This window comes from Rothia sp. QJM3NY_36 (genome assembly GCF_056173115.1).
The window spans coordinates 705,155-723,269 of record NZ_CM149658.1; the positions used below are offsets into that span (position 1 = coordinate 705,155).

The 18,115-nt window shown below is 71.4% G+C and carries 14 protein-coding genes; 6 read left to right on the forward strand and 8 right to left on the reverse strand.

From position 1 onward, the window contains the following. Nucleotides 1-4: 4 nt before the first annotated feature. Nucleotides 5-1,429 (forward strand): NAD(P)H-quinone dehydrogenase, encoded by a 1,425-nt coding sequence (locus AC0VXQ_RS03050; protein ID WP_375542952.1) that lies wholly within the window; start codon nucleotides 5-7, stop codon nucleotides 1,427-1,429. 99 nt (nucleotides 1,430-1,528) lie between these two features. On the opposite strand, the gene AC0VXQ_RS03055 is transcribed toward AC0VXQ_RS03050, so the two are convergent. The 8 genes from AC0VXQ_RS03055 to AC0VXQ_RS03090 form a co-directional block, all read right to left on the reverse strand. Next, nucleotides 1,529-2,995: an MFS transporter gene (locus AC0VXQ_RS03055; protein WP_129357858.1), complete on the reverse strand. Its 1,467-nt coding sequence runs from the start codon at nucleotides 2,993-2,995 to the stop codon at nucleotides 1,529-1,531. Between the two features lie 158 nt (nucleotides 2,996-3,153). Beyond that, on the reverse strand, nucleotides 3,154-4,971 hold the full coding sequence (locus tag AC0VXQ_RS03060) for an acetyl/propionyl/methylcrotonyl-CoA carboxylase subunit alpha (RefSeq protein ID WP_055684373.1): 1,818 nt from the start codon (nucleotides 4,969-4,971) through the stop codon (nucleotides 3,154-3,156). A gap of 105 nt (nucleotides 4,972-5,076) precedes the next feature. Then, nucleotides 5,077-5,787 (reverse strand): Maf family protein, encoded by a 711-nt coding sequence (locus AC0VXQ_RS03065; RefSeq protein WP_375542918.1) that lies wholly within the window; start codon nucleotides 5,785-5,787, stop codon nucleotides 5,077-5,079. Nucleotides 5,788-5,853: 66 nt separating this feature from the next. Then, a complete protein-coding gene (locus tag AC0VXQ_RS03070) occupies nucleotides 5,854-7,302 on the reverse strand; it encodes a dicarboxylate/amino acid:cation symporter (RefSeq protein ID WP_081275359.1) in 1,449 nt (482 codons plus the stop codon). 53 nt (nucleotides 7,303-7,355) lie between these two features. Further along, on the reverse strand, nucleotides 7,356-9,086 hold the full coding sequence (locus tag AC0VXQ_RS03075) for a DUF885 domain-containing protein (RefSeq protein ID WP_081275360.1): 1,731 nt from the start codon (nucleotides 9,084-9,086) through the stop codon (nucleotides 7,356-7,358). 78 nt (nucleotides 9,087-9,164) lie between these two features. Beyond that, nucleotides 9,165-9,407 carry an acyl-CoA carboxylase subunit epsilon gene (locus AC0VXQ_RS03080; RefSeq protein WP_055684374.1) on the reverse strand — a complete coding sequence of 81 codons (243 nt, stop codon included), beginning with the start codon at nucleotides 9,405-9,407 and terminating at the stop codon, nucleotides 9,165-9,167. Further along, nucleotides 9,404-11,026, reverse strand: coding sequence for an acyl-CoA carboxylase subunit beta (locus AC0VXQ_RS03085; RefSeq protein ID WP_055684375.1), 1,623 nt, complete (start codon nucleotides 11,024-11,026; stop codon nucleotides 9,404-9,406). The genes AC0VXQ_RS03080 and AC0VXQ_RS03085 overlap by 4 nt, the downstream gene beginning before the upstream one ends. 82 nt (nucleotides 11,027-11,108) lie before the next feature. After that, entirely contained in the window at nucleotides 11,109-11,411 is a 303-nt protein-coding gene (locus AC0VXQ_RS03090) for a YciI family protein (RefSeq protein ID WP_055684376.1), read from the reverse strand. Between the two features lie 145 nt (nucleotides 11,412-11,556). Here AC0VXQ_RS03090 and AC0VXQ_RS03095 point away from each other — a divergent pair, with 145 nt between their 5' ends. From AC0VXQ_RS03095 to ligA, 5 genes are all read left to right on the forward strand, one after another. After that, a complete protein-coding gene (locus AC0VXQ_RS03095; RefSeq protein WP_055684377.1) occupies nucleotides 11,557-12,591 on the forward strand; it encodes a biotin--[acetyl-CoA-carboxylase] ligase in 1,035 nt (344 codons plus the stop codon). Then, nucleotides 12,588-13,079: a PH domain-containing protein gene (locus AC0VXQ_RS03100; protein WP_055684378.1), complete on the forward strand. Its 492-nt coding sequence runs from the start codon at nucleotides 12,588-12,590 to the stop codon at nucleotides 13,077-13,079. The genes AC0VXQ_RS03095 and AC0VXQ_RS03100 overlap by 4 nt, the downstream gene beginning before the upstream one ends. A gap of 153 nt (nucleotides 13,080-13,232) precedes the next feature. Next, nucleotides 13,233-14,387, forward strand: a complete 1,155-nt coding sequence (locus AC0VXQ_RS03105) for an adenylate/guanylate cyclase domain-containing protein (protein WP_238147349.1) — start codon at nucleotides 13,233-13,235, stop codon at nucleotides 14,385-14,387. Further along, nucleotides 14,384-15,424, forward strand: a complete 1,041-nt coding sequence (locus tag AC0VXQ_RS03110; protein WP_064724923.1) for a PP2C family protein-serine/threonine phosphatase — start codon at nucleotides 14,384-14,386, stop codon at nucleotides 15,422-15,424. The genes AC0VXQ_RS03105 and AC0VXQ_RS03110 overlap by 4 nt, the downstream gene beginning before the upstream one ends. Nucleotides 15,425-15,494: 70 nt before the next feature. Beyond that, on the forward strand, nucleotides 15,495-17,762 hold the full coding sequence (gene ligA / locus AC0VXQ_RS03115; RefSeq protein WP_055684379.1) for an NAD-dependent DNA ligase LigA: 2,268 nt from the start codon (nucleotides 15,495-15,497) through the stop codon (nucleotides 17,760-17,762). Nucleotides 17,763-18,115: the final 353 nt, after the last annotated feature.

Here is an 18,115-nt window from a genome sequence, read left to right on the forward strand (position 1 = left end):
GAGGATGAGGCGTGTGAGCCAGAACGAATCCTTCGCACCCCAGCGCCTGCTCGTCATCGGCGGCGGACCCGGCGGCTACGAGGCCGCCCTCGTCGCGGCGACCCTCGGGGCGGACGTCACCCTCATCGAGCGCCAGGGCCTGGGCGGCTCGGCCGTGCTGACCGACGTCGTGCCCTCCAAGACGCTGATCGCCTCCGCGGACACCATGAACCGCTTCTCCGAGGCTCCGGCCCTGGGCATCCGCACCCGCAAGGGCGATGAGCTCGTGGAGCTGGAGGTCAACATGGACAAGGTGAACCGGCGCCTGCTGCGCCTGGCCGCCGAGCAGTCCAAGGACATCCGCCGCTCCCTGGAGAAGGCCGGGGTCAAGGTCGTGGACGGCACCGGGAAGCTGCTGTCCGCGCACACCGTGCAGGTCACCGACGCGGACGGGCTCAGCTACGAGCTGGAGGCCGAGGCCGTGCTGCTGGCGGTCGGGGCCCACCCCCGGGAGATCCCCACCGCCGCCCCGGACGGGGAGCGGATCCTGAACTGGACCCAGCTGTACCGCCTGGAGACCATCCCCGAGCACCTCGTGGTGGTCGGCTCCGGGGTCACCGGCGCCGAGTTCGCCTCCGCCTACCGGGGCCTGGGCTCGCGGGTCACCCTGGTCTCTTCCCGGGACCGGGTGCTGCCGGGGGAGGATGAGGACGCCGCCCAGGTGCTGGAGGACGTCTTCGAGCGCCGCGGGCTGCAGGTCATGCCGCGCTCGCGCGCCGAGGCCGTGGAGCGCACCGAGGACGGGGTGGTGGTGACCCTGAACGACGGCCGCAAGGTCGCCGGGTCCCACTGCCTCATGGCCGTGGGCTCGATCCCCAACACCGCGGACCTGGGTCTGGAGGCCGCCGGGGTGCGCACCACCGAGTCCGGGCACATCGCCGTGGACGGCGTCTCGCGCACCACCGCTCCGAACGTCTACGCCGCCGGGGACTGCACCGGCGTGCTCCCGCTGGCCTCGGTGGCCGCGATGCAGGGGCGCATCGCGATCGCGCACCTGATGGGCGACTCCGTCTCCCCGCTGAAGTCCCACCGGGTGGCCTCCAACATCTTCACCTCCCCGGAGATCGCCACCGTGGGGGTCACCGAGGCGGAGATCCGCGCGGGCAAGTACCAGGCGGATGTGGTGATGCTGAAGCTGGGCACCAACCCCCGCGCCAAGATGATGGCCGTGGAGGACGGGTTCGTGAAGATCTTCGCCCGCAAGTACTCGGGCACCGTGATCGGCGGGGTCGTGGTGGGTCCGCGCGCCTCGGAGCTGATCTTCGCCGTGTCCCTCGCTGTGCACAACAAGATCCACGTGGACTCCTTCGCGGACACCTTCACCGTGTACCCCTCCCTGTCCGGGTCCCTGTCCGAGGCTGCCCGCCGCCTGCACGTGATGCCCGGCTGAGCCGGGGGATCCGCGCACACACGGGACGGGCGGGGCACCCGAAGGAGGTGCCCCGCCCGTCCCGTGCCTCGTCGGCGTCGGCTCTGAGTTGAGATCGGCTCAGACCAGGCCGACCGGCTCCTCGGCCAGCTCGGGCCGCTCCCGGCGGTCGGCGGGGGCCGCGCCCACGCTGTCCAGGTCCAGATCCCGGGTCTCGTGGGAGAGCAGCAGCGCCGCGATGGTCACGACGGCCGCTCCGGAGAGGTACCAGCCGACCGCGGCGACCCCGCCGTGGGCGTTCAGCCACACCGCCACGTACGGGGTGATCGCAGCTCCCAGGATCGAGGCGACGTTGTAGGAGATCCCGGAGCCGGTGTAGCGGACGTTGGTGGGGAACAGCTCCGGCAGGTACGCGGACATGGACCCGAAGGACAGGCCCATCAGCACCATGCCCACGGACAGGAACAGGATGATCCCGCCGATGTTCGCGGCCTCGCCGGTGCCGATGCGCTCGGGTGCCATGAACAGCCCGAAGCTCAGCCCGAACACCACCATCAGCACGTTGGTGATCAGCTGCTGCCGACGCCGCCCCATGCGGTCGGCCAGCCACCCGGAGATCGGGACGAACACCGCGAAGAACACGATCGCGGCCAGCTGGATCTTCAGGAACGTGTGGTAGCCGATCCCCAGCCCGCCCTGCGCCGGCTTGCCGATGCCGAAGGACAGGATCCAGGCGGTCATCAGGTAGAACAGCACGTAGCAGGACAGCATGATGAAGGTGCCCAGGATCATCGGGCGCCAGGCCACCCGGAACACCTCGGCCACCGGAGCCTTGACCTTCTCCCCGCGCTGGGCCGCCCGGCGGAACACCGGCGTCTCCTCCAGGCGCACCCGCACGTACAGGCCCACCAGGACCATGACGACGGAGAACAGGAAGGGCACCCGCCAGCCCCACACCATGAACGGGTGGCTCAGGTCCGCCCCGTCCCGGGCGGAGTTGAAGCCGAACCAGGTGGTCAAGCCCAGCACGAAGCCGTTGGCGAGGATGAAGCCGAACGGGGCGCCCAGCTGCGGCCACATCGCGGCCCGGGCCCGCTTGCCCGGCTCCGCGTACTCGCTGGCCAGCAGCGCCGCCCCGGACCACTCCCCGCCCAGGCCTAGGCCCTGGGCGAAGCGCAGGATGGTCAGCATCGCCGGGGCCCAGAAGGCGATCTGGTGGTAGGTGGGCAGCAGGCCGATGAGGAAGGTGGCCAGCCCCATGGTCAGCAGGGCCCCCACCAGGGTGGCCTTGCGTCCGATCCGGTCGCCGAAGTGCCCGAAGACCACCGAGCCGATGGGCCGGCCGAAGAAGGCCGCGGCGAAGGTCGCCATCGAGGCCAGCAGGCGGGTGGTGTCGTCGGCCCCGGTGAAGAACAGGGCGGGGAACACGGCCACGGCGGCGGTGGCGTAGACGTAGAAGTCGTAGAACTCGATCGTGGTGCCCACGAGCGAGGCGGTGATGATGCGGTGCTTGGGCACGCGCGCGACGGGATCGGTCTCGGCGGGGGAGGAGCCCGGGGACTCCTCGGCGACCAGGGTGGAGGACATGGCCTCTCCTTGCGGATCAACAGGTGCGATCGGGCCCCGTCGCCCACCGGGTGCGGCGGGTGACGGGGCCCATGGGAACGGGGTGTCATCAGCGTAGAGCGGTGCTCACAGGCTGGACAACGCGTTCCGCATCCTGAGACTGGATCCCGGCGGAGGGGCTACTTGATGGTCGCGATAACCCCGCCGGCGGAGACTGTGTCCCCCTGCTTGGCCTTCAGCCCGGTGATCTTCCCGGACTTGTGCGCGGTCAGCGGCTGCTCCATCTTCATGGCCTCCAGGACCACCACCAGATCGCCCTCGCTGACCTTCGCACCGTCCTTGACGGCGACCTTCACGATCGTGCCCTGCATGGGCGAGGTCAGGTCATCCCCGCTGGCCGCGGCGGCCGCGGACTGCCGGCTGCGGCGGGAGGAGCGGGATTTGGCCGGCTTGGCCGCCGGGGCGCCGGCCCCGGCCAGGTGCGGCACCAGGACCTCCAGGCGCTTGCCGCCGACCTCCACGACCACCCGCTCGCGCTCGTCCTGCTCCTCATCCACGGAGCCGGGCACCCCTCCGTAGGGGGCGATGGCGTTGTGGAACTCGGTCTCGATCCAGCGGGTGTGCACGGAGAACGGCTCGCCGTCGGCGGGGGCGAAGGCCGGGTCGGAGACCACCACCTCGTGGAAGGTCGCGGCCGTGGGCATCCCCTCGATGGTCAGCTCCGCCAGGGCCCGGCGGGAGCGCTCCAGGGCCTGCTCGCGGGTGGCCCCGGTGACGATGAGCTTGGCGAGCATGGAATCGAAGTTCCCGCCGATCACATCCCCCTGGACCACGCCGGAATCCCAGCGCACCCCGGGACCGGAGGGCACGGTGAGCACCTCCACGGTGCCGGGGGCCGGCATGAAGTTGCGTCCCGGGTCCTCCCCGTTGATGCGGAACTCGAACGAGTGTCCGCGCAGCACCGGGTCCCCGTAGCCCAGCTCCTCTCCGCGGGCCACCCGGAACTGCTCGCGGACCAGGTCCAGCCCGGAGACCTCCTCGGAGACCGGGTGCTCCACCTGCAGACGGGTGTTGACCTCCAGGAAGGAGATGACCCCGTCCTGCCCGACGAGGAACTCGCAGGTCCCGGCCCCCTGGTACTGGGCCTCGGCGAGGATCGCCTTGGAGGAGGTGTACAGGCTGCTCAGCTGCTCCTCGGACAGCCACGGGGCCGGAGCCTCCTCCACGAGCTTCTGGTTGCGCCGCTGCAGGGAGCAGTCCCGGGTGGAGACGACGACGACGTTGCCGTGGGCATCGGCCAGGCACTGGGTCTCCACGTGGCGGGGGGAGTCGAGGAAGCGCTCGATGAAGCACTCCCCGCGCCCGAAGGCCGCCGTGGCCTCGCGCACCGCGGAGTCGTAGAGCTCCGGGATCTCCTCCCGGGTGCGGGCGACCTTGATCCCGCGGCCCCCGCCGCCGAAGGCGGCCTTGATGGCGATGGGCAGCCCGTGCTCGTCGGCGAAGTCCAGGACCTCCTGGGCCCCGGAGACCGGGTCCTTGGTGCCGGGCACCAGCGGGGCGCCGACCTTCTCGGCGATGTGCCGGGCGGCCACCTTGTCCCCGAGCTCGGTGATGGCCTCCGGGGAGGGGCCGATCCAGGTCAGTCCGGCCTGCTGCACCGCGCGGGCGAAGTCGGCGTTCTCGGAGAGGAACCCGTAGCCGGGGTGCACGGCGTCGGCGCCCGAGCGGCGGGCGGCGTCGATGATCTTGTCGATGACGAGGTAGGAGTCCGCGGCGGTGGACCCGCCCAGGGAGAAGGCCTCATCCGCGAGCTTGACGTGCAGGGCGTCCCGGTCCGGCTCGGCGTAGACCGCGACGGTGGGCAGTCCCTCGTCCCGGGCCGCGCGGATCACGCGCACCGCGATCTCACCGCGGTTGGCGACGAGCACCTTGGTCACGGGACCGCTGGCGTAGCGGGTTGCGGGGGTCGCCTGCGGCGCGGACACGGTATCGGTCACGGGGAAACTCCTTATCATCCTCAGCGCGAGCTTAGTCTCTGGACTCAGCATTTGCCTAAGCGCCGGGGCCTCGCGCGGGCCGTGCTCCGCATTCGGCGGGCCGGCTCAGGCAGTCTGCTCGGGGGCGCGCCACAGCCGCTGGATGCCCACGCCGAGACGGCCCAGCAGCTCGCGCAGCCCGTGCACGCTGAGTCCCTGCACCGCGTGCGGGTCCCCCTCGACCCCGGTGATGAACGCGGCGCCGTACCCCTCCAGGGTGAAGGACCCGGCGACCCACAGCGGCTCGCCGGTGGCGGCGTAGGCGTCGATCTCCTCCGGGGTCATCGCGGCGAAGGACACGCGCGCGCTGACGCACAGCCCCGTGCCCTCGGCCGGGGCAGCGAGGTCGCGCCGGTCCACGAGCCAGTGGCCGGTGTGCAGGATGCCGGTGCGCCCGGACATGGCCCGCAGGCGCTCGCGTACCGCCTGCCCGGTGCCCGGCTTGCCGTAGGCTCGCCCGTCCAGTTCGAACACGGAATCGCAGCCGAGCACCAGGTGCCCGGCGGCCTCCGGCAGCCTGGCCACGGCCTGCGCTTTGGTGCGGGCCAGGATCTCGGCGGTCTCGGCGGGGGAGGGCTGCCGGCCGAGGGCCCGACGCCGTTCCTCCACGGCTGCCGGCTCATCCACCCCGGAGACCAGGACGGAGAACTCCAGCCCGGCCTGGCGCAGGATCTGCGCGCGGGAGGGGGACTGGGAGCCCAGGATCAGCAGGGGCCGATCGGGATCGACGGAGCCGGAGGGGTCGGCGGGCGCGGACGTGCGGGAGGAGGTGCTCACCCGCCCCAGCCTAGCGGCCGAGGGCAAGCGGGCACCTCCTCGATGCGGCGTCCCGGGCGGACGGGATCAGCCCAGGCGTGCGGGCTCGGCGTGGGGCCCGACGGCGTCGTCCTGCCCGGTCTGCTCGGCGTTCGCCCCGTGCTCCTGCGCCCACTGGGCGGCGGTGAGATCGGAGTCGAACCAGTCTGTCGAGCGCGGAGCGTTGTAGAGGTCCTCGTCCAGGATGCCTTCTCGGCGGGAGATGATCGCCGGGATCAGCGCCTGCCCGGTCACGTTCAGGGCGGTGCGGCCCATGTCGATGATCGGGTCGATGGCCAGCAGCAGCCCCACGCCGTCCAGGGGCAGGCCCAGGGTGGACAGGGTCAGGGTCAGCATGACCGTGGCTCCCGTGGTCCCGGCGGTGGCCGCCGAGCCCAGCACGGAGACCACCACGATCAGCAGGTAGTCCGTGATCCCCAGCGGCACGCCGTAGAACTGGGCGACGAAGATCGCCGCCAGCGCCGGGTAGACCGCCGCGCACCCGTCCATCTTGGTGGTGGCCCCGAAGGGCACGGCGAAGGAGGCGTAGGCCGGGGGCACGCCGAAGTTGCGCTCGGCCACCCGCTGGGTCACCGGCATCGTGCCCATCGAGGAGCGGGAGACGAAGCCGATCTGCGCGGCCGGCCACACCCCGGTGAAGAACTGGCGGATGGACAGCCCGTTGAGGCGGGCCAGCAGCGGGTAGACCACGAAGCCCACGATCGCCAGGCCCACGTACAGCAGCAGCACGAACTTCGCCAGGGAGCCCATCGTGGCCCACCCGTAGGTGGACACCGCCGTGCCGATCAGCCCCAGGGTGCCCAGCGGGGCCAGGCGGATGATCCACCACAGGATCTTCTGCACGATCGCCAGGGCCGAGCGCATGAAGTTCAGGAACGGCTCGGCCGGCTTGCCGATCTTCAGCGCGGCGATCCCCACCGCCCCGGACATCACCAGGATCTGCAGGATGTTGAAGCTCACCGAGGTGTGCAGCCCGTCGGCCGTCTCCCGGGTGCTCGCGGACAGCCCGAGCACGTTGGCCGGGACGATGCTGGTGACGAAGGCCAGCCAGGACCCCTGGGTGCCGGTGTAGGAGTCCGGGGTGGACAGGCCCGTGCCGACCCCCGGGCGGAAGACGACGCCGAGCACGATGCCGATGATCACGGCGATCAGGGCGGTCCCGGCGAACCACAGGAGGGTCTTCACCGCCAGGCGCGCCGCGTTCGCCACGGCGGAGAGGTTGGCGATCGAGGTGATCACTGCGGTGACCACCAGCGGCACGACGGCGGCCTTGAGCAGGCTGACGTAGCTGGAGCCGATGGTGTCCAGGGTGGTCATCAGCCAGTTCGGGGAGGTCTCGGGATCCCCGCCGAGGGCGAGGGCGGCGAAGCCCAGCAGGACGCCGATGAGCAGGCCCAGGAGGATCTGGACCCCGAAGTTCGTCATCCAGGAGGGCAGGCGGCGGCGCGCTGTGGGCGCGGTGGAGCGTTCGGACATGCGCTCCAGGCTAGGCGCGGATGCTTTCCCGGTAAACCAAATGCGTCGTCGTATTACGCTTCCGGATCCTGCAGCGCCCGACGCAGCGTGTCCAGGCCCACCGAGCCGATCAGCAGGGCCCGGGTGTGGAACTCGCGCAGGGACTCCCCGCGCTGAAGGGCCTCATCGCGCAGCTGCTCCCAGATGCGCTGGCCGATCTTGTAGCTGGGGGCCTGGCCCGGCCAGCCGAGATACCGGTGGAACTCGAACTCCCGCTGCCCCTTGGAGATGTCCAGGTTCTGCGCCAGGAACTCGTGCCCGGCCTCGGCCGTCCACGTCCCCGAGTGCCCGATCCGCTCGGCCCAGGCCTGCGGGATCTCGAAGCCGCAGTGCACGCCGATGTCGAAGACCACCCGCGCCGCGCGCATCCGCTGCCCGTCCAGCATGCCCATCCGGTCCCCGGGATCCTCAAGGTATCCCAGCTGCTCCATCAGCCGCTCGGCGTACAGGGCCCAGCCCTCGCCGTGCCCGGAGACCCACACCCCGTGCGCCCGGTAGTCGTTGACCGAGGAGGCCAGGGCCGCTCCCGTGGCGAACTGCAGGTGGTGGCCCGGAACCCCCTCGTGGTAGACGGTGGAGGTCTCCGCCCACGTGGTGAACTGCGTCTCCCCCTCGGGCACGGACCACCACATCCGGCCCGGCCGGGAGAAGTCCGCCGACGGCGGGGTGTAGTAGATCCCGCCGTCGTGGGTCGGGGCGATCATGCACTCGATGGTGCGCATCGGGCCTTCGATCGTGAAGTGCTCCCGGGCCAGGAACTCCACGGCCCGATCCGAGACCCTCTGCATCCACTCCCGCAGGGCGTCCGTGCCCTCCAGGCGCCGGGCCGGGTCCTCGTCCAGGGCCCGCTTGGCCTCCGCGATGCTCGCCCCGGGGCGGATCTGCTCGGCCACCTGCTCCTGCTCGGCGATGATCCGCTCCAGCTCTTCCACACCCCACCGGTAGGTCTCGGCCAGGTCCACCTCGGCACCGAGGAACTGCCGGGAGTGCAGCCGGTAGCGCTCGATGCCCACGGCGTCCTCCTCCGGAGCTTCCGGCAGCAGCACCTGTTCGAGGTGATCGGCCAGGCGACGGTACGCGCCGGCTGCCGCCCTCGCCGCGTCCTGCGCGGACCCGTCCAGCCCGGCGTCGGCGGCCACCGCCTGCTCGGCCAGCCCGTCGAAGAATCCGCCGGACTGCGCGTAGGCGCGGAACTGCTCCACCAGCAGACGCACCTGCCGTGCCGCGGCCACCCGGCCGGCCTCCCGGTGATGCTCCAGGGTCTCGATGAACCCGTCGATGGCCGCGGGCACGTTGGCCATCCGACCGACGATGTGCGACCAGTCCTGCGCGGTCTCCTGCGGCATCAGGTCGAAGATCTGGCGGATTCCGTGGGCCTCCGTGGCCAGCGGGTTCAGCTCCCACGCGCCCAGACCGGCCAGGTGGGCTTCGATCTGCAGGCCCAGGCGCTCGTTGAGCACGTCCAGGGTCACCCGGTCCACCGCGTCGCGCGGCTCCAGCGCGTTGACGGCCTCCAGGGTGCGCCGGGCCAGCTCGACGTCGGCTTCCTCCCCGGCGGGGGAGTAATCGGAGTACTCGGTCTCGTGCCCGGGCCGCCCCTCGATGGTCGCGGCATCCGGATGCAGGGCCAGGTATTCCTCGTAGTAGGCGTCCGCGGCCTCGTCGATGGCGGTGCGCTCTCGGTCCAGGCGCAGGGCCTCGGGCAGCTCGTCCGGCGTCACACCGGTCACAGTGTTCTCGGTCATGGCACCCACTGTAGCGCCGGGGTGCTCGCTGCCGGGACAGGGTCGCGGGTCGGCCTCCGGCTCGACACCGGGCCGTGCTCAGCGCGGCCGAGCCCGCTTCCAGGACCCGGGGCCGGGCCGCAGCCCGGCGCCCAGCCGCTGGCGCCGGGCCAGCAGCCGCCCCACCTCCGCCAGCGGGTTGGCGGCCGGCTTCGGGGCGGACCGCCGCTGCAGCAGCACCACCGTCAGCGCGGCCAGCTCCTCCTCGGTGGGGTTCCCGCGCACCACCGAGAACAGCGGCTCCTGGGCCCGGTCCTGCTCCTCATGCCGTCGCGCACTCACAGCGGGATGTTCCCGTGCTTCTTGGCCGGCATCGCCGCGCGCTTGTCGTGCAGGGCCCGCAGCCCCTTGATGATGTTCACCCGGGTCTCGGCCGGGGCGATCACCGCGTCCACGTACCCCAGCTGCGCGGCCTGGTACGGGTTCAGCAGCTCCTCCTCGTACCGCTGGATCAGCTCGTCCCGAGCGGCCTCGACGTCGCCGCCCTCCTCCTCGACCTTCTTCAGGTCCCGGCGGTACAGGATGTTCACCGCACCCTGGGCGCCCATCACGCCGATCTGCGCGGTGGGCCAGGCCAGGTTGATGTCCGCGCCCAGCTTCTTGGAGCCCATGACGATGTACGCCCCGCCGTAGGCCTTGCGGGTGATCACCGTGATCAGCGGGACGGTGGCCTCCGCGTAGGCGTAGATCAGCTTGGCCCCGCGCCGGATGATCCCGTTGAACTCCTGCTCGGTGCCCGGCAGGAACCCGGGCACATCCACGAAGGTCAGGATCGGGATGTTAAAGGCGTCGCAGTGGCGCACGAAGCGCGCGGCCTTCTCCGAGGCCGCGATGTCCAGGGTCCCGGCGAACTGCATCGGCTGGTTGGCGACCACCCCCACGGTGCGGCCCTCCACCCGCCCGTAGCCGGTGATCACGTTCGGGGCGTACAGCCCCTGGATCTCCAGGAAGTTCCCGTCATCCACCACGGTCTCCACCACGGTGCGCATGTCGTAGGGCTGATTGGCCGAATCCGGGACGAGGGCATCCAGCTCCTCATCCTCCGGGGTGATCTCCGGGTCCTGATCGTGCTCCAGGACCAGCCCGTCCATGAGGTTGTTCGACGGCAGGAACTCCAGCAGCTCCCGCAGGAAGTCGAAGGCGTCCTCCTCGTCCTCGGCCAGGTACTGGGAGGTGCCGGTCACCGCGTTGTGGGAGCGCGCCCCGCCCAGGGTCTCCATGTCCACCTCCTCGCCGGTGACCGTCTTGATGACGTCCGGGCCGGTGATGAACATGTGGGAGGTCTTATCCACCATGATCACGAAGTCCGTCAGCGCGGGGGAGTAGGCGGCCCCGCCCGCGCACGGGCCCATGATCACCGAGATCTGGGGGACGACGCCGGAGGCCCGCACGTTCATCCGGAAGATGTCCGCGAACATCGCCAGGGAGTCCACGCCCTCCTGGATGCGGGCCCCGCCGCCGTCGTTGATCCCGATGACGGGGCAGCCGTTGCGCAGCGCGAACTTCTGCACCTTGACGATCTTCTCCCCGTTGACCCGGGACAGGGAGCCGCCGAAGACCGTGAAATCCTGCGAGTACACGGCCACCAGGCGCCCGTCCACGGTGCCGTAGCCGGAGACCAGGCCGTCGCCCAGCGGCTTCTTCCTCTCCATCCCGAAGGCCGTGGAGTGGTGGGTGGCCAGGGCGTCGAACTCCACGAAGGAGCCCTCGTCCAGCAGCATCTCCAGGCGCTCGCGGGCCGTGGACTTGCCGCGGGAGTGCTGCCGGTCCACCGGCGCCTGCCCCGTGGGCAGCAGGGAGGCCTCGCGCCGTGCGTAGAAGTCGGCGATGCGCCCGGCGGTGGTGGACAGATCCGGTCCGTCCTGCTGCTTCGAGTCCTGCGGGGCGGGGGTTTCGGTCATGGGCACTTCCTCAGACGATGTGGATCGATGCGCGGACGGTGGGACGGCGCGCCGTGGTCGCGGGCGAAGGAGCGGATCAGCCTCAACTGGTCGGCGCCTCCGGTGCCCCCACTGTACCCAGCACCGGGTTCCAGCGGTGGATCCGGCGTTCGGTCACCACTCCTCCGGTGCGCATCGGATCCTCGTCCAGCAGCTGGGCCACCTCCTCCTCGGACTCCGCGCGCAGGATCAGCAGCGCCTGGTCGGAGCCGTCGGTGAACGGGCCGGAGACCAGTAGCTTCCCCTCATCCAGGAGTCCGGCGAGGAAGCGCCGGTGGGCCGGCCGGTGCGCGGCCTGCGCCTCGGCCGGGCCGTAGCTGTACAGGACGGCGAAGTGCTCGCTCACGGTGATGGGTCCTCTCGGGCGGGGATGGGTCGGGGCGGGCGCATCCAGCCGACGCCCGGCTCCGCCTCCTAAACTAGCTCACACCCCCGTCCGCGTCCGCGCCCGCCGCGGGCACACCACCCGGCCCTTGCCAAGGAGAGATCCCGTGTCCGAAGACTTCCCCGCCCCGCACGAGCCCGCCCAGGGCGGGGCACGGGCGCCGCTGCGTCGGCAGGTCCTGACCGGCGCGGACGACGTCGTGCCGGAGCTGGCGCGGCTGCTGCGCGCGGCCCCCGTGCAGGTGCTGGGGGAGGTGGACTCCACGAACGACGAGCTGGTGTGCCGACTGGCGGATCCGATCCGGCGTCCCGTGCACGGGAGCGTCCTGCTGGCCGAGCACCAGCGGGCCGGACGGGGACGGCGGGACCGGACCTGGACGGCTCCGGCGCGCAGCTCGGTGATGCTCTCGGCGCTGGTGCGCCCCGAACGCCCCGGGCGCCCGCGCACCCTGGAGCCGGACTCCCTGCACTGGCTGACCCTGCTCATGGCGCTGGCCGGGCAGCGAGCCATCCGCGCGACCACCGGCCTTCCGGCGCGGATCAAGTGGCCCAACGACCTGCTGCTGGACGGGGCCAAGACCGCGGGGATCCTCGCGCGGGTGGCCCCGGACCCGCAAGGGCGCCTGTGCGTGGTGGTCGGCATCGGGATCAACGTCGATCTGGAGAGGGACCAGCTGCCGGTGCCCACCGCGACCTCCCTGCGGGCCGAGCTGACCCGCACGGATCAGGCCCGCACGGGACATCGAGCCGAGCCCGTCGTGGATCGCACGATCCTGGCCGCCCATCTCATCGCCGGGTTCCGGGATCTGCTCGAGCGCTTCGAGGCCGTCGGCGGCGATCCGTCCCGGCCGCTGCCCGCCTCCGCGGTGGATCAGGACTCGCCTATGGGGCAGGACTCCGCGGGGGATCCGCGGCCCGGCCCGAGTCTGCTGGAGGCGATCCGCCCCCGCCTGGACACCCTGGGGCGCCGGGTGCGCGTGCAGCGCGACGGGCAGCCCGACCTCCGCGGCACGGCCGAGGACCTCACCGCCGACGGCGCCCTCCTGGTGCGCCGAGAGGACGGGGCGCTCGAGGAGGTCTCCGTGGGCGACGTCGTGCACCTGCGCCCGGACGCCGGATCCGCCGAAGGGCGGTGGGCATGAGGTACCGGGCCCCGCTGGAGCCGGGGGAGGAGGTCGTGACCTGCAATCGGGCCCACCCCACCCGGCTGCTGCGCCCCGCCCTGACCCTGCTCGGCGCGATCTTCCTGGCCAGTGTCCTGCAGGTGGTCGCCGGGGTGTATCCGGCATGGTCCCCGGTGGGCCCGATCCTGCTGGTCGCGGCCGTGATCTACGCCGTGGTCAGGATGTGCCGCTGGCTGGTCACGGGATACGCGCTGACCACCCGCCGCATCGTGATCTTCCGCTCCCTGCGGGCCCGACGGCCCCTGGCGCTGCCGTTGGAGCACGTGCTCGGCGTCGTCGGGCCGCGCGGGGTGCTCCACCGGGTGCTGGGCAGCGGCACGGTGCGCGTGGCGCTGCCCGGGCAGGCCTTCGACCTGACCCACCAGAAGGAGCCCGCCCGCTTCGCGCGCCTGTGCGAACAGCAGCGGGCCGAGTTCATCGGCCGACGCAGGAGGTCCGGGGTGTAGGCTTCTCATGCATGGCCTGTGACCTGGACAACCCGTCCGGTCGCAGTGACGGCACCGTCGCCGCCCCCTGCGCGGTCGGCAGCGGCGCGCCGCCCCGTCGGCCCCGACCGCGCGCAGAGGATCCGCCGCACCCCCGACCCCGAGACCAAGAAGGTGGAGCTCATCGTGCCCCAGGACGTTCCCGAGGACGCACCGGTCTACACCGGACCGCAGACCAGCCAGCTGAACCTCGCGAACCCGGCCCAGTCCAACCTCTACGGCTCCGTGGAGGCCAAGGCGGCCGTCGGGGCGCTGGAACGCGCCCTGCTGGGGCAGAACCGCAGCCTGCGCCGGGAGGAGGCGGCCGAGGCCGCGGACGTCTCCCTGCTCGGGGCGCGGAAGATGTGGCGCGCCCTGGGTCTGCCCAACCTCAAGGACGAGGACGTCTTCTTCACTCCCTTCGACGTCGAGGCGCTGCGCACCATGGCGGATCTGGTGGACAACGCGGACATCACCGAGTCCGGGGTCATGTCCATCGTCCGGTCGGTGGGGCAGATGACGGACCGGATGGTCGCCTGGCAGATCGAGGCGCTGGTGGAGGACATGGTCGCCCATCGCGGGGTCACCGACGCCGAGGCGCGGCGCCACCTGCTCACCATCCTGCCGCAGCTGATCGAGCAGCTGGATCAGCTGATCCACTACGGCTTCCGTCGCCAGCTCAACGCGGCGGTGATCCGTCTGGCGCTGAAGGCGGAGAAGCCCGGTGAGGCAGACGCGGACGAGGACGGGGACGACCGGTTCCGCCCGCTGCCGCTGGTGCGCGGGATCGGCTTCGCGGATCTCGTCTCCTACACCTCGCTGTCCCGGCGCATGGGCGAATCCACCCTGGCCAGCCTGGTCCAGCACTTCGAGCAGCGCTGCGCCGAGATCGTGGCGGTCGGCGGCGGCCGGATCATCAAGACGGTGGGTGATGAGATCCTGTTCCTCACCGAATCCCCGGAGGCCGGCGCCCGGATCTCCCTGGCACTGTCCCGGATGATCGACGAGGATCCGGCCCTGCCGGAGGCCCGCGTCGCTTTTGTCTGGGGCCGGATCCTGCCTAGGCTGGGGGACGTCTACGGTCCGACCGTGAACCTCGCTTCGCGCCTGGTGGCCCTGGCCGAACCCGGCGTCGTGCTGGTCGATGCCGACACCGCCGAGGTGCTGCGCGGAGACGAGCGGTTCGTCCTGCGTCCGCAGAGCGTGCGCAACGTGCGCGGATTCGGAGACGTCCAACCCGTGGTCCTGGACCCGGGCATCGGCCCCGAACTGGAGATTGACTTCGAATGACGACTGCCGCCGAGCTGGCCACCTGCATCGGTGCCACGACCCATCAGGGCTGCCACCGTCAGAACAACGAGGATTCGCTGATCACCCGCGGGAACCTCTGCGTCGTCGCGGACGGCATGGGCGGACACGAGGCCGGGGAGGTCGCCAGCTCGATCGCCGTGCAGACCCTGGCCGAGGCCCCGCTGTTCGGCACCGAGCACTTCGACGTGCCCGCCGAGGAGGATTCCGAGGAGAGCTCCCGGGGCCTGTTCCGGCGCCGCCGCAAGTCCACCTCCGCCCTGAACGCGAAGATCATGGAGGTCCTCGGCCGGGTCAAGGCCGTGATCGGCGAGGCCGACGAGAACATCAAGAAGGCCGAACGCATGCGCGCCGGCACCACGCTGACCGGGGCCTGGCTGACCCGCATCGGGGAGCAGCCCCTGTGGATCGTGTTCAACGTGGGGGACTCCCGCACCTACCGGCTGCGCCGGGACACGGACCAGCCCATCAGCCACGAGCCGCTGTCCGTCTCCCAGTCCCCGGTGGAGGGGATCAGCCTGGAGCAGATCACCGTGGACCACTCCGAGGTGCAGTACCTCGTGGACACCGGCCAGATCACCGCCCTGGAGGCGCTGATCCACCCGCGGCGCAACGTCATCACCCGGGCGCTGGGCACCGGGAACTACTGGGAGCCGGACTTCTGGGTCATCCCCGCCCAGGTGGGGGACCGGCTGATGATGTGCTCGGACGGGCTCTCCGGGGAGCTGTCCAACGGGTACATGGCCAAGGTCCTGGCCACCGTGGAGCACCCCAAGGACGCCGCGGACGTGCTGCAGGCCGCCGCGCTGCGCTCCGGGGGCCGGGACAACATCTCCGTGATCGTCGCCGACGCCGTGCCGGCGGGCTCCTGCACCGACCACGGCTGCGACGGGGACACCGACGGGGTGCACGAGACCGCCCCGGAGGAGGGGGTGCTGGACCTGGACTCCTTCAACCCGGGCCAGGATCCGGACGGCCCCCTGGCCCCGGAGGAGACCACGGTCGATCCCGAGCGCTGAGCGTCGGCCCCGGGCCCGCTCGCGTCCCCCGGTGGGCGGGGCCGGGGGCCATGGGGGACAATGGTCTGCCGTGAGCACCGAGAAGACCCGCGCCCAGCACGCCACCGCCGACGCCGACCGCGAGATCCCCGAGGAGCGGCTGAAGGACCGCTACGCCGAGCTGATCGAGCAGGTCCGCGCCGCGCGCACCGCCTACTACCTGGAGGACGCCCCGAGGATCTCCGACGCCTCCTACGATGCGCTGTACCGCGAGCTGGAGACGCTGGAGGCCGAGCATCCGGAGCTGGTCGCCAACGACTCCCCGACCCAGGAGGTCGGCGGGGAGGTCTCCGAGGCCTTCGCCCCGGTGCGGCACCTGGAGAGGATGTACTCCCTGGAGGACGTGTTCTCCGTCGAGGAGCTGCGCGCCTGGCTGGCCCGGGCCCGGGAGTCCATCGAGCGGCTGCGACCCGGGGCGCGCCCGGCCTGGCTCACCGAGCTGAAGATCGACGGACTGGCGGTGAACCTGCTGTACCGGGAGGGGCGCCTGGTGCGCGCCGCGACCCGCGGGGACGGGACCACGGGGGAGGACGTGACCCGCAACGTCGCGACCATCGCCTCCATCCCCCAGCGGCTCACCGGTGAGGACGTACCCGCGGAGATCGAGGTGCGCGGGGAGATCTTCATCGCCTCGGCCGATTTCCGGGAGCTGAACGAGGCCCTGGTCGCGGCCGGCAAGGCGCCCTTCGCCAACCCGCGCAACGCCGCGGCCGGGTCCCTGCGGCAGAAGGATCCGGAGGTCACCGCGCGGCGTCGGCTGTCCGTGTTCATCCACGGCATCGGGCACCGCACGGAGCTGTCCGCGGACTCCCAGTCGCAGGCCTACGAGCTGCTGGCCTCCTGGGGGCTGCCGGTGAGCCCCTATGCCCGGGTGCTGGAGACCGAGGAGCAGATCCTGGAGTTCATCGCCGACTACGGGCAGCACCGGCACGATCTGGTGCACGAGATCGACGGCATCGTCGTCAAGGTGGATGACTTCCGCACCCAGGCCCTGCTGGGGCACACCTCCCGGGTGCCGCGCTGGGCCGTGGCCTTCAAGTACCCGCCGGAGGAGGTCAACACCCGGCTGCTGGACATCGAGGTCAGCGTCGGGCGCACCGGACGGGCCACCCCGTACGGGCTGATGGAGCCGGTGAAGGTGGCAGGCTCCACCGTGTCCATGGCCACCCTGCACAACCAGGACGTGGTGAAGGCCAAGGGGGTGCTGATCGGGGACACCGTGGTGCTGCGCAAGGCCGGGGACGTGATCCCGGAGATCGTGGGGCCCGTGGCGGCCCTGCGCGACGGCACCGAACGGGAGTTCCGGATGCCCGAGACCTGCCCCTCCTGCGGGACGCGGCTGGCCCCGGCCAAGGAGGGGGATGTGGACCTGCGCTGCCCCAACCACCGCTCCTGCCCGGCCCAGCTGTGGCAGACCCTGGCCTACATCGGCTCCCGCTCGGTGCTGGACATCGACGCCCTGGGGGAGGAGACGGCCCAGGCGCTGACCCAGCCGGCCGAGCCCGCCGAACCGCCGCTGGTGTCCATGGCGGGGCTGTTCGAGCTGAGACCCGAGGATCTGGAGCCGGTGCAGACCTGGCGGGACACCTTCCTCACCGACGAGGCGGGCAAGCGGGTGCGCGGGGCCGACGGCCGGTTCCAGCGCACCGGCGAGCAGGAGCTGGTGCCCTACTTCTACGGGCGCATCCCGGTGGACGCCCCCGCGCGGGTCAAGGGGCTGCGGCGGGATCAGCCCCAGAAGCACACCGAAACCCTGTTCCAGGAGCTGGCCAAGGCCAAGACCCAGCCGCTGTGGCGGGTGCTGGTGGCCCTGTCCATCCGCCACGTGGGTCCCAACGCCGCACGGGCCCTGGCCACCCGCTTCGGCTCGATGGACGCGATCCGCGCGGCCGATCGCGAGGCCCTGGCCGAGACGGACGGGGTGGGCCCGGTGATCGCCGACGCCGTGATCGACTGGTTCGCCGAGGAGTGGCACCGGGAGATCGTGGACCGGTGGGCCGCGGCCGGGGTGCGGATGGAGGACGAGCGGGACGAGACCGTGCCGAGGGTGCTGGAGGGGGTCACGGTCGTGGTCACCGGCACCGTCGAGGGCTACACCCGGGACTCCGCGAAGGAGGCGATCATCCGGCGCGGCGGGAAGTCCACCGGCTCCGTGTCCAAGAAGACGGACTTCCTCGTGGCGGGGGAGAACGCCGGCTCCAAGCTGGAGAAGGCCGAGCAGCTGGGTGTGAAGATCCTGGATGCGGAGGGCTTCGCGGTGCTGCTGCGGGAGGGCCCGGCCCCCTTCGATGCCGCGTGATTCCGCGGGTTCCGGGGCCTTTCGGGGTTCGTGACCGGCCCGTGACCTGTGGCCCCCGCCATGGGCTGCGGTCTTGACCCCCTGCGCGGGGTCCGCTTAGGCTGGCACGCGTCCTGCCAAGGACACCCGCTGAGGTGCTTCCGACGGCGGGACGACGGAAGGTCAAGATTCCGTCACGATTTTTGGTTGCCAAGCCCAAAATCGTTATTGTATCGTTATCAAAGTTCATCGCCGCGAGGCGATCACGCTGGTCATCCTGCGCATGGTGCAGGGGCCGAATATGCTGGGTGCTGCCGTACACCGGAGTCGTCTACAGGGCAGACACCTCGAGAAGATCCCCACACACATCGATG

Coding starts and splice junctions, on each gene's coding strand:
- AC0VXQ_RS03075 (WP_081275360.1), bottom strand. CDS start 9,086: ATGACCGAGAACACTGTGACCGGTGTGACGCCGGACGAGCTGCCCGAG.
- AC0VXQ_RS03070 (WP_081275359.1), bottom strand. CDS start 7,302: ATGTCCGAACGCTCCACCGCGCCCACAGCGCGCCGCCGCCTGCCCTCC.
- AC0VXQ_RS03085 (WP_055684375.1), bottom strand. CDS start 11,026: ATGACCGAAACCCCCGCCCCGCAGGACTCGAAGCAGCAGGACGGACCG.
- AC0VXQ_RS03050 (WP_375542952.1), top strand. CDS start 5: ATGAGGCGTGTGAGCCAGAACGAATCCTTCGCACCCCAGCGCCTGCTC.
- AC0VXQ_RS03100 (WP_055684378.1), top strand. CDS start 12,588: ATGAGGTACCGGGCCCCGCTGGAGCCGGGGGAGGAGGTCGTGACCTGC.
- AC0VXQ_RS03055 (WP_129357858.1), bottom strand. CDS start 2,995: ATGTCCTCCACCCTGGTCGCCGAGGAGTCCCCGGGCTCCTCCCCCGCC.
- AC0VXQ_RS03110 (WP_064724923.1), top strand. CDS start 14,384: ATGACGACTGCCGCCGAGCTGGCCACCTGCATCGGTGCCACGACCCAT.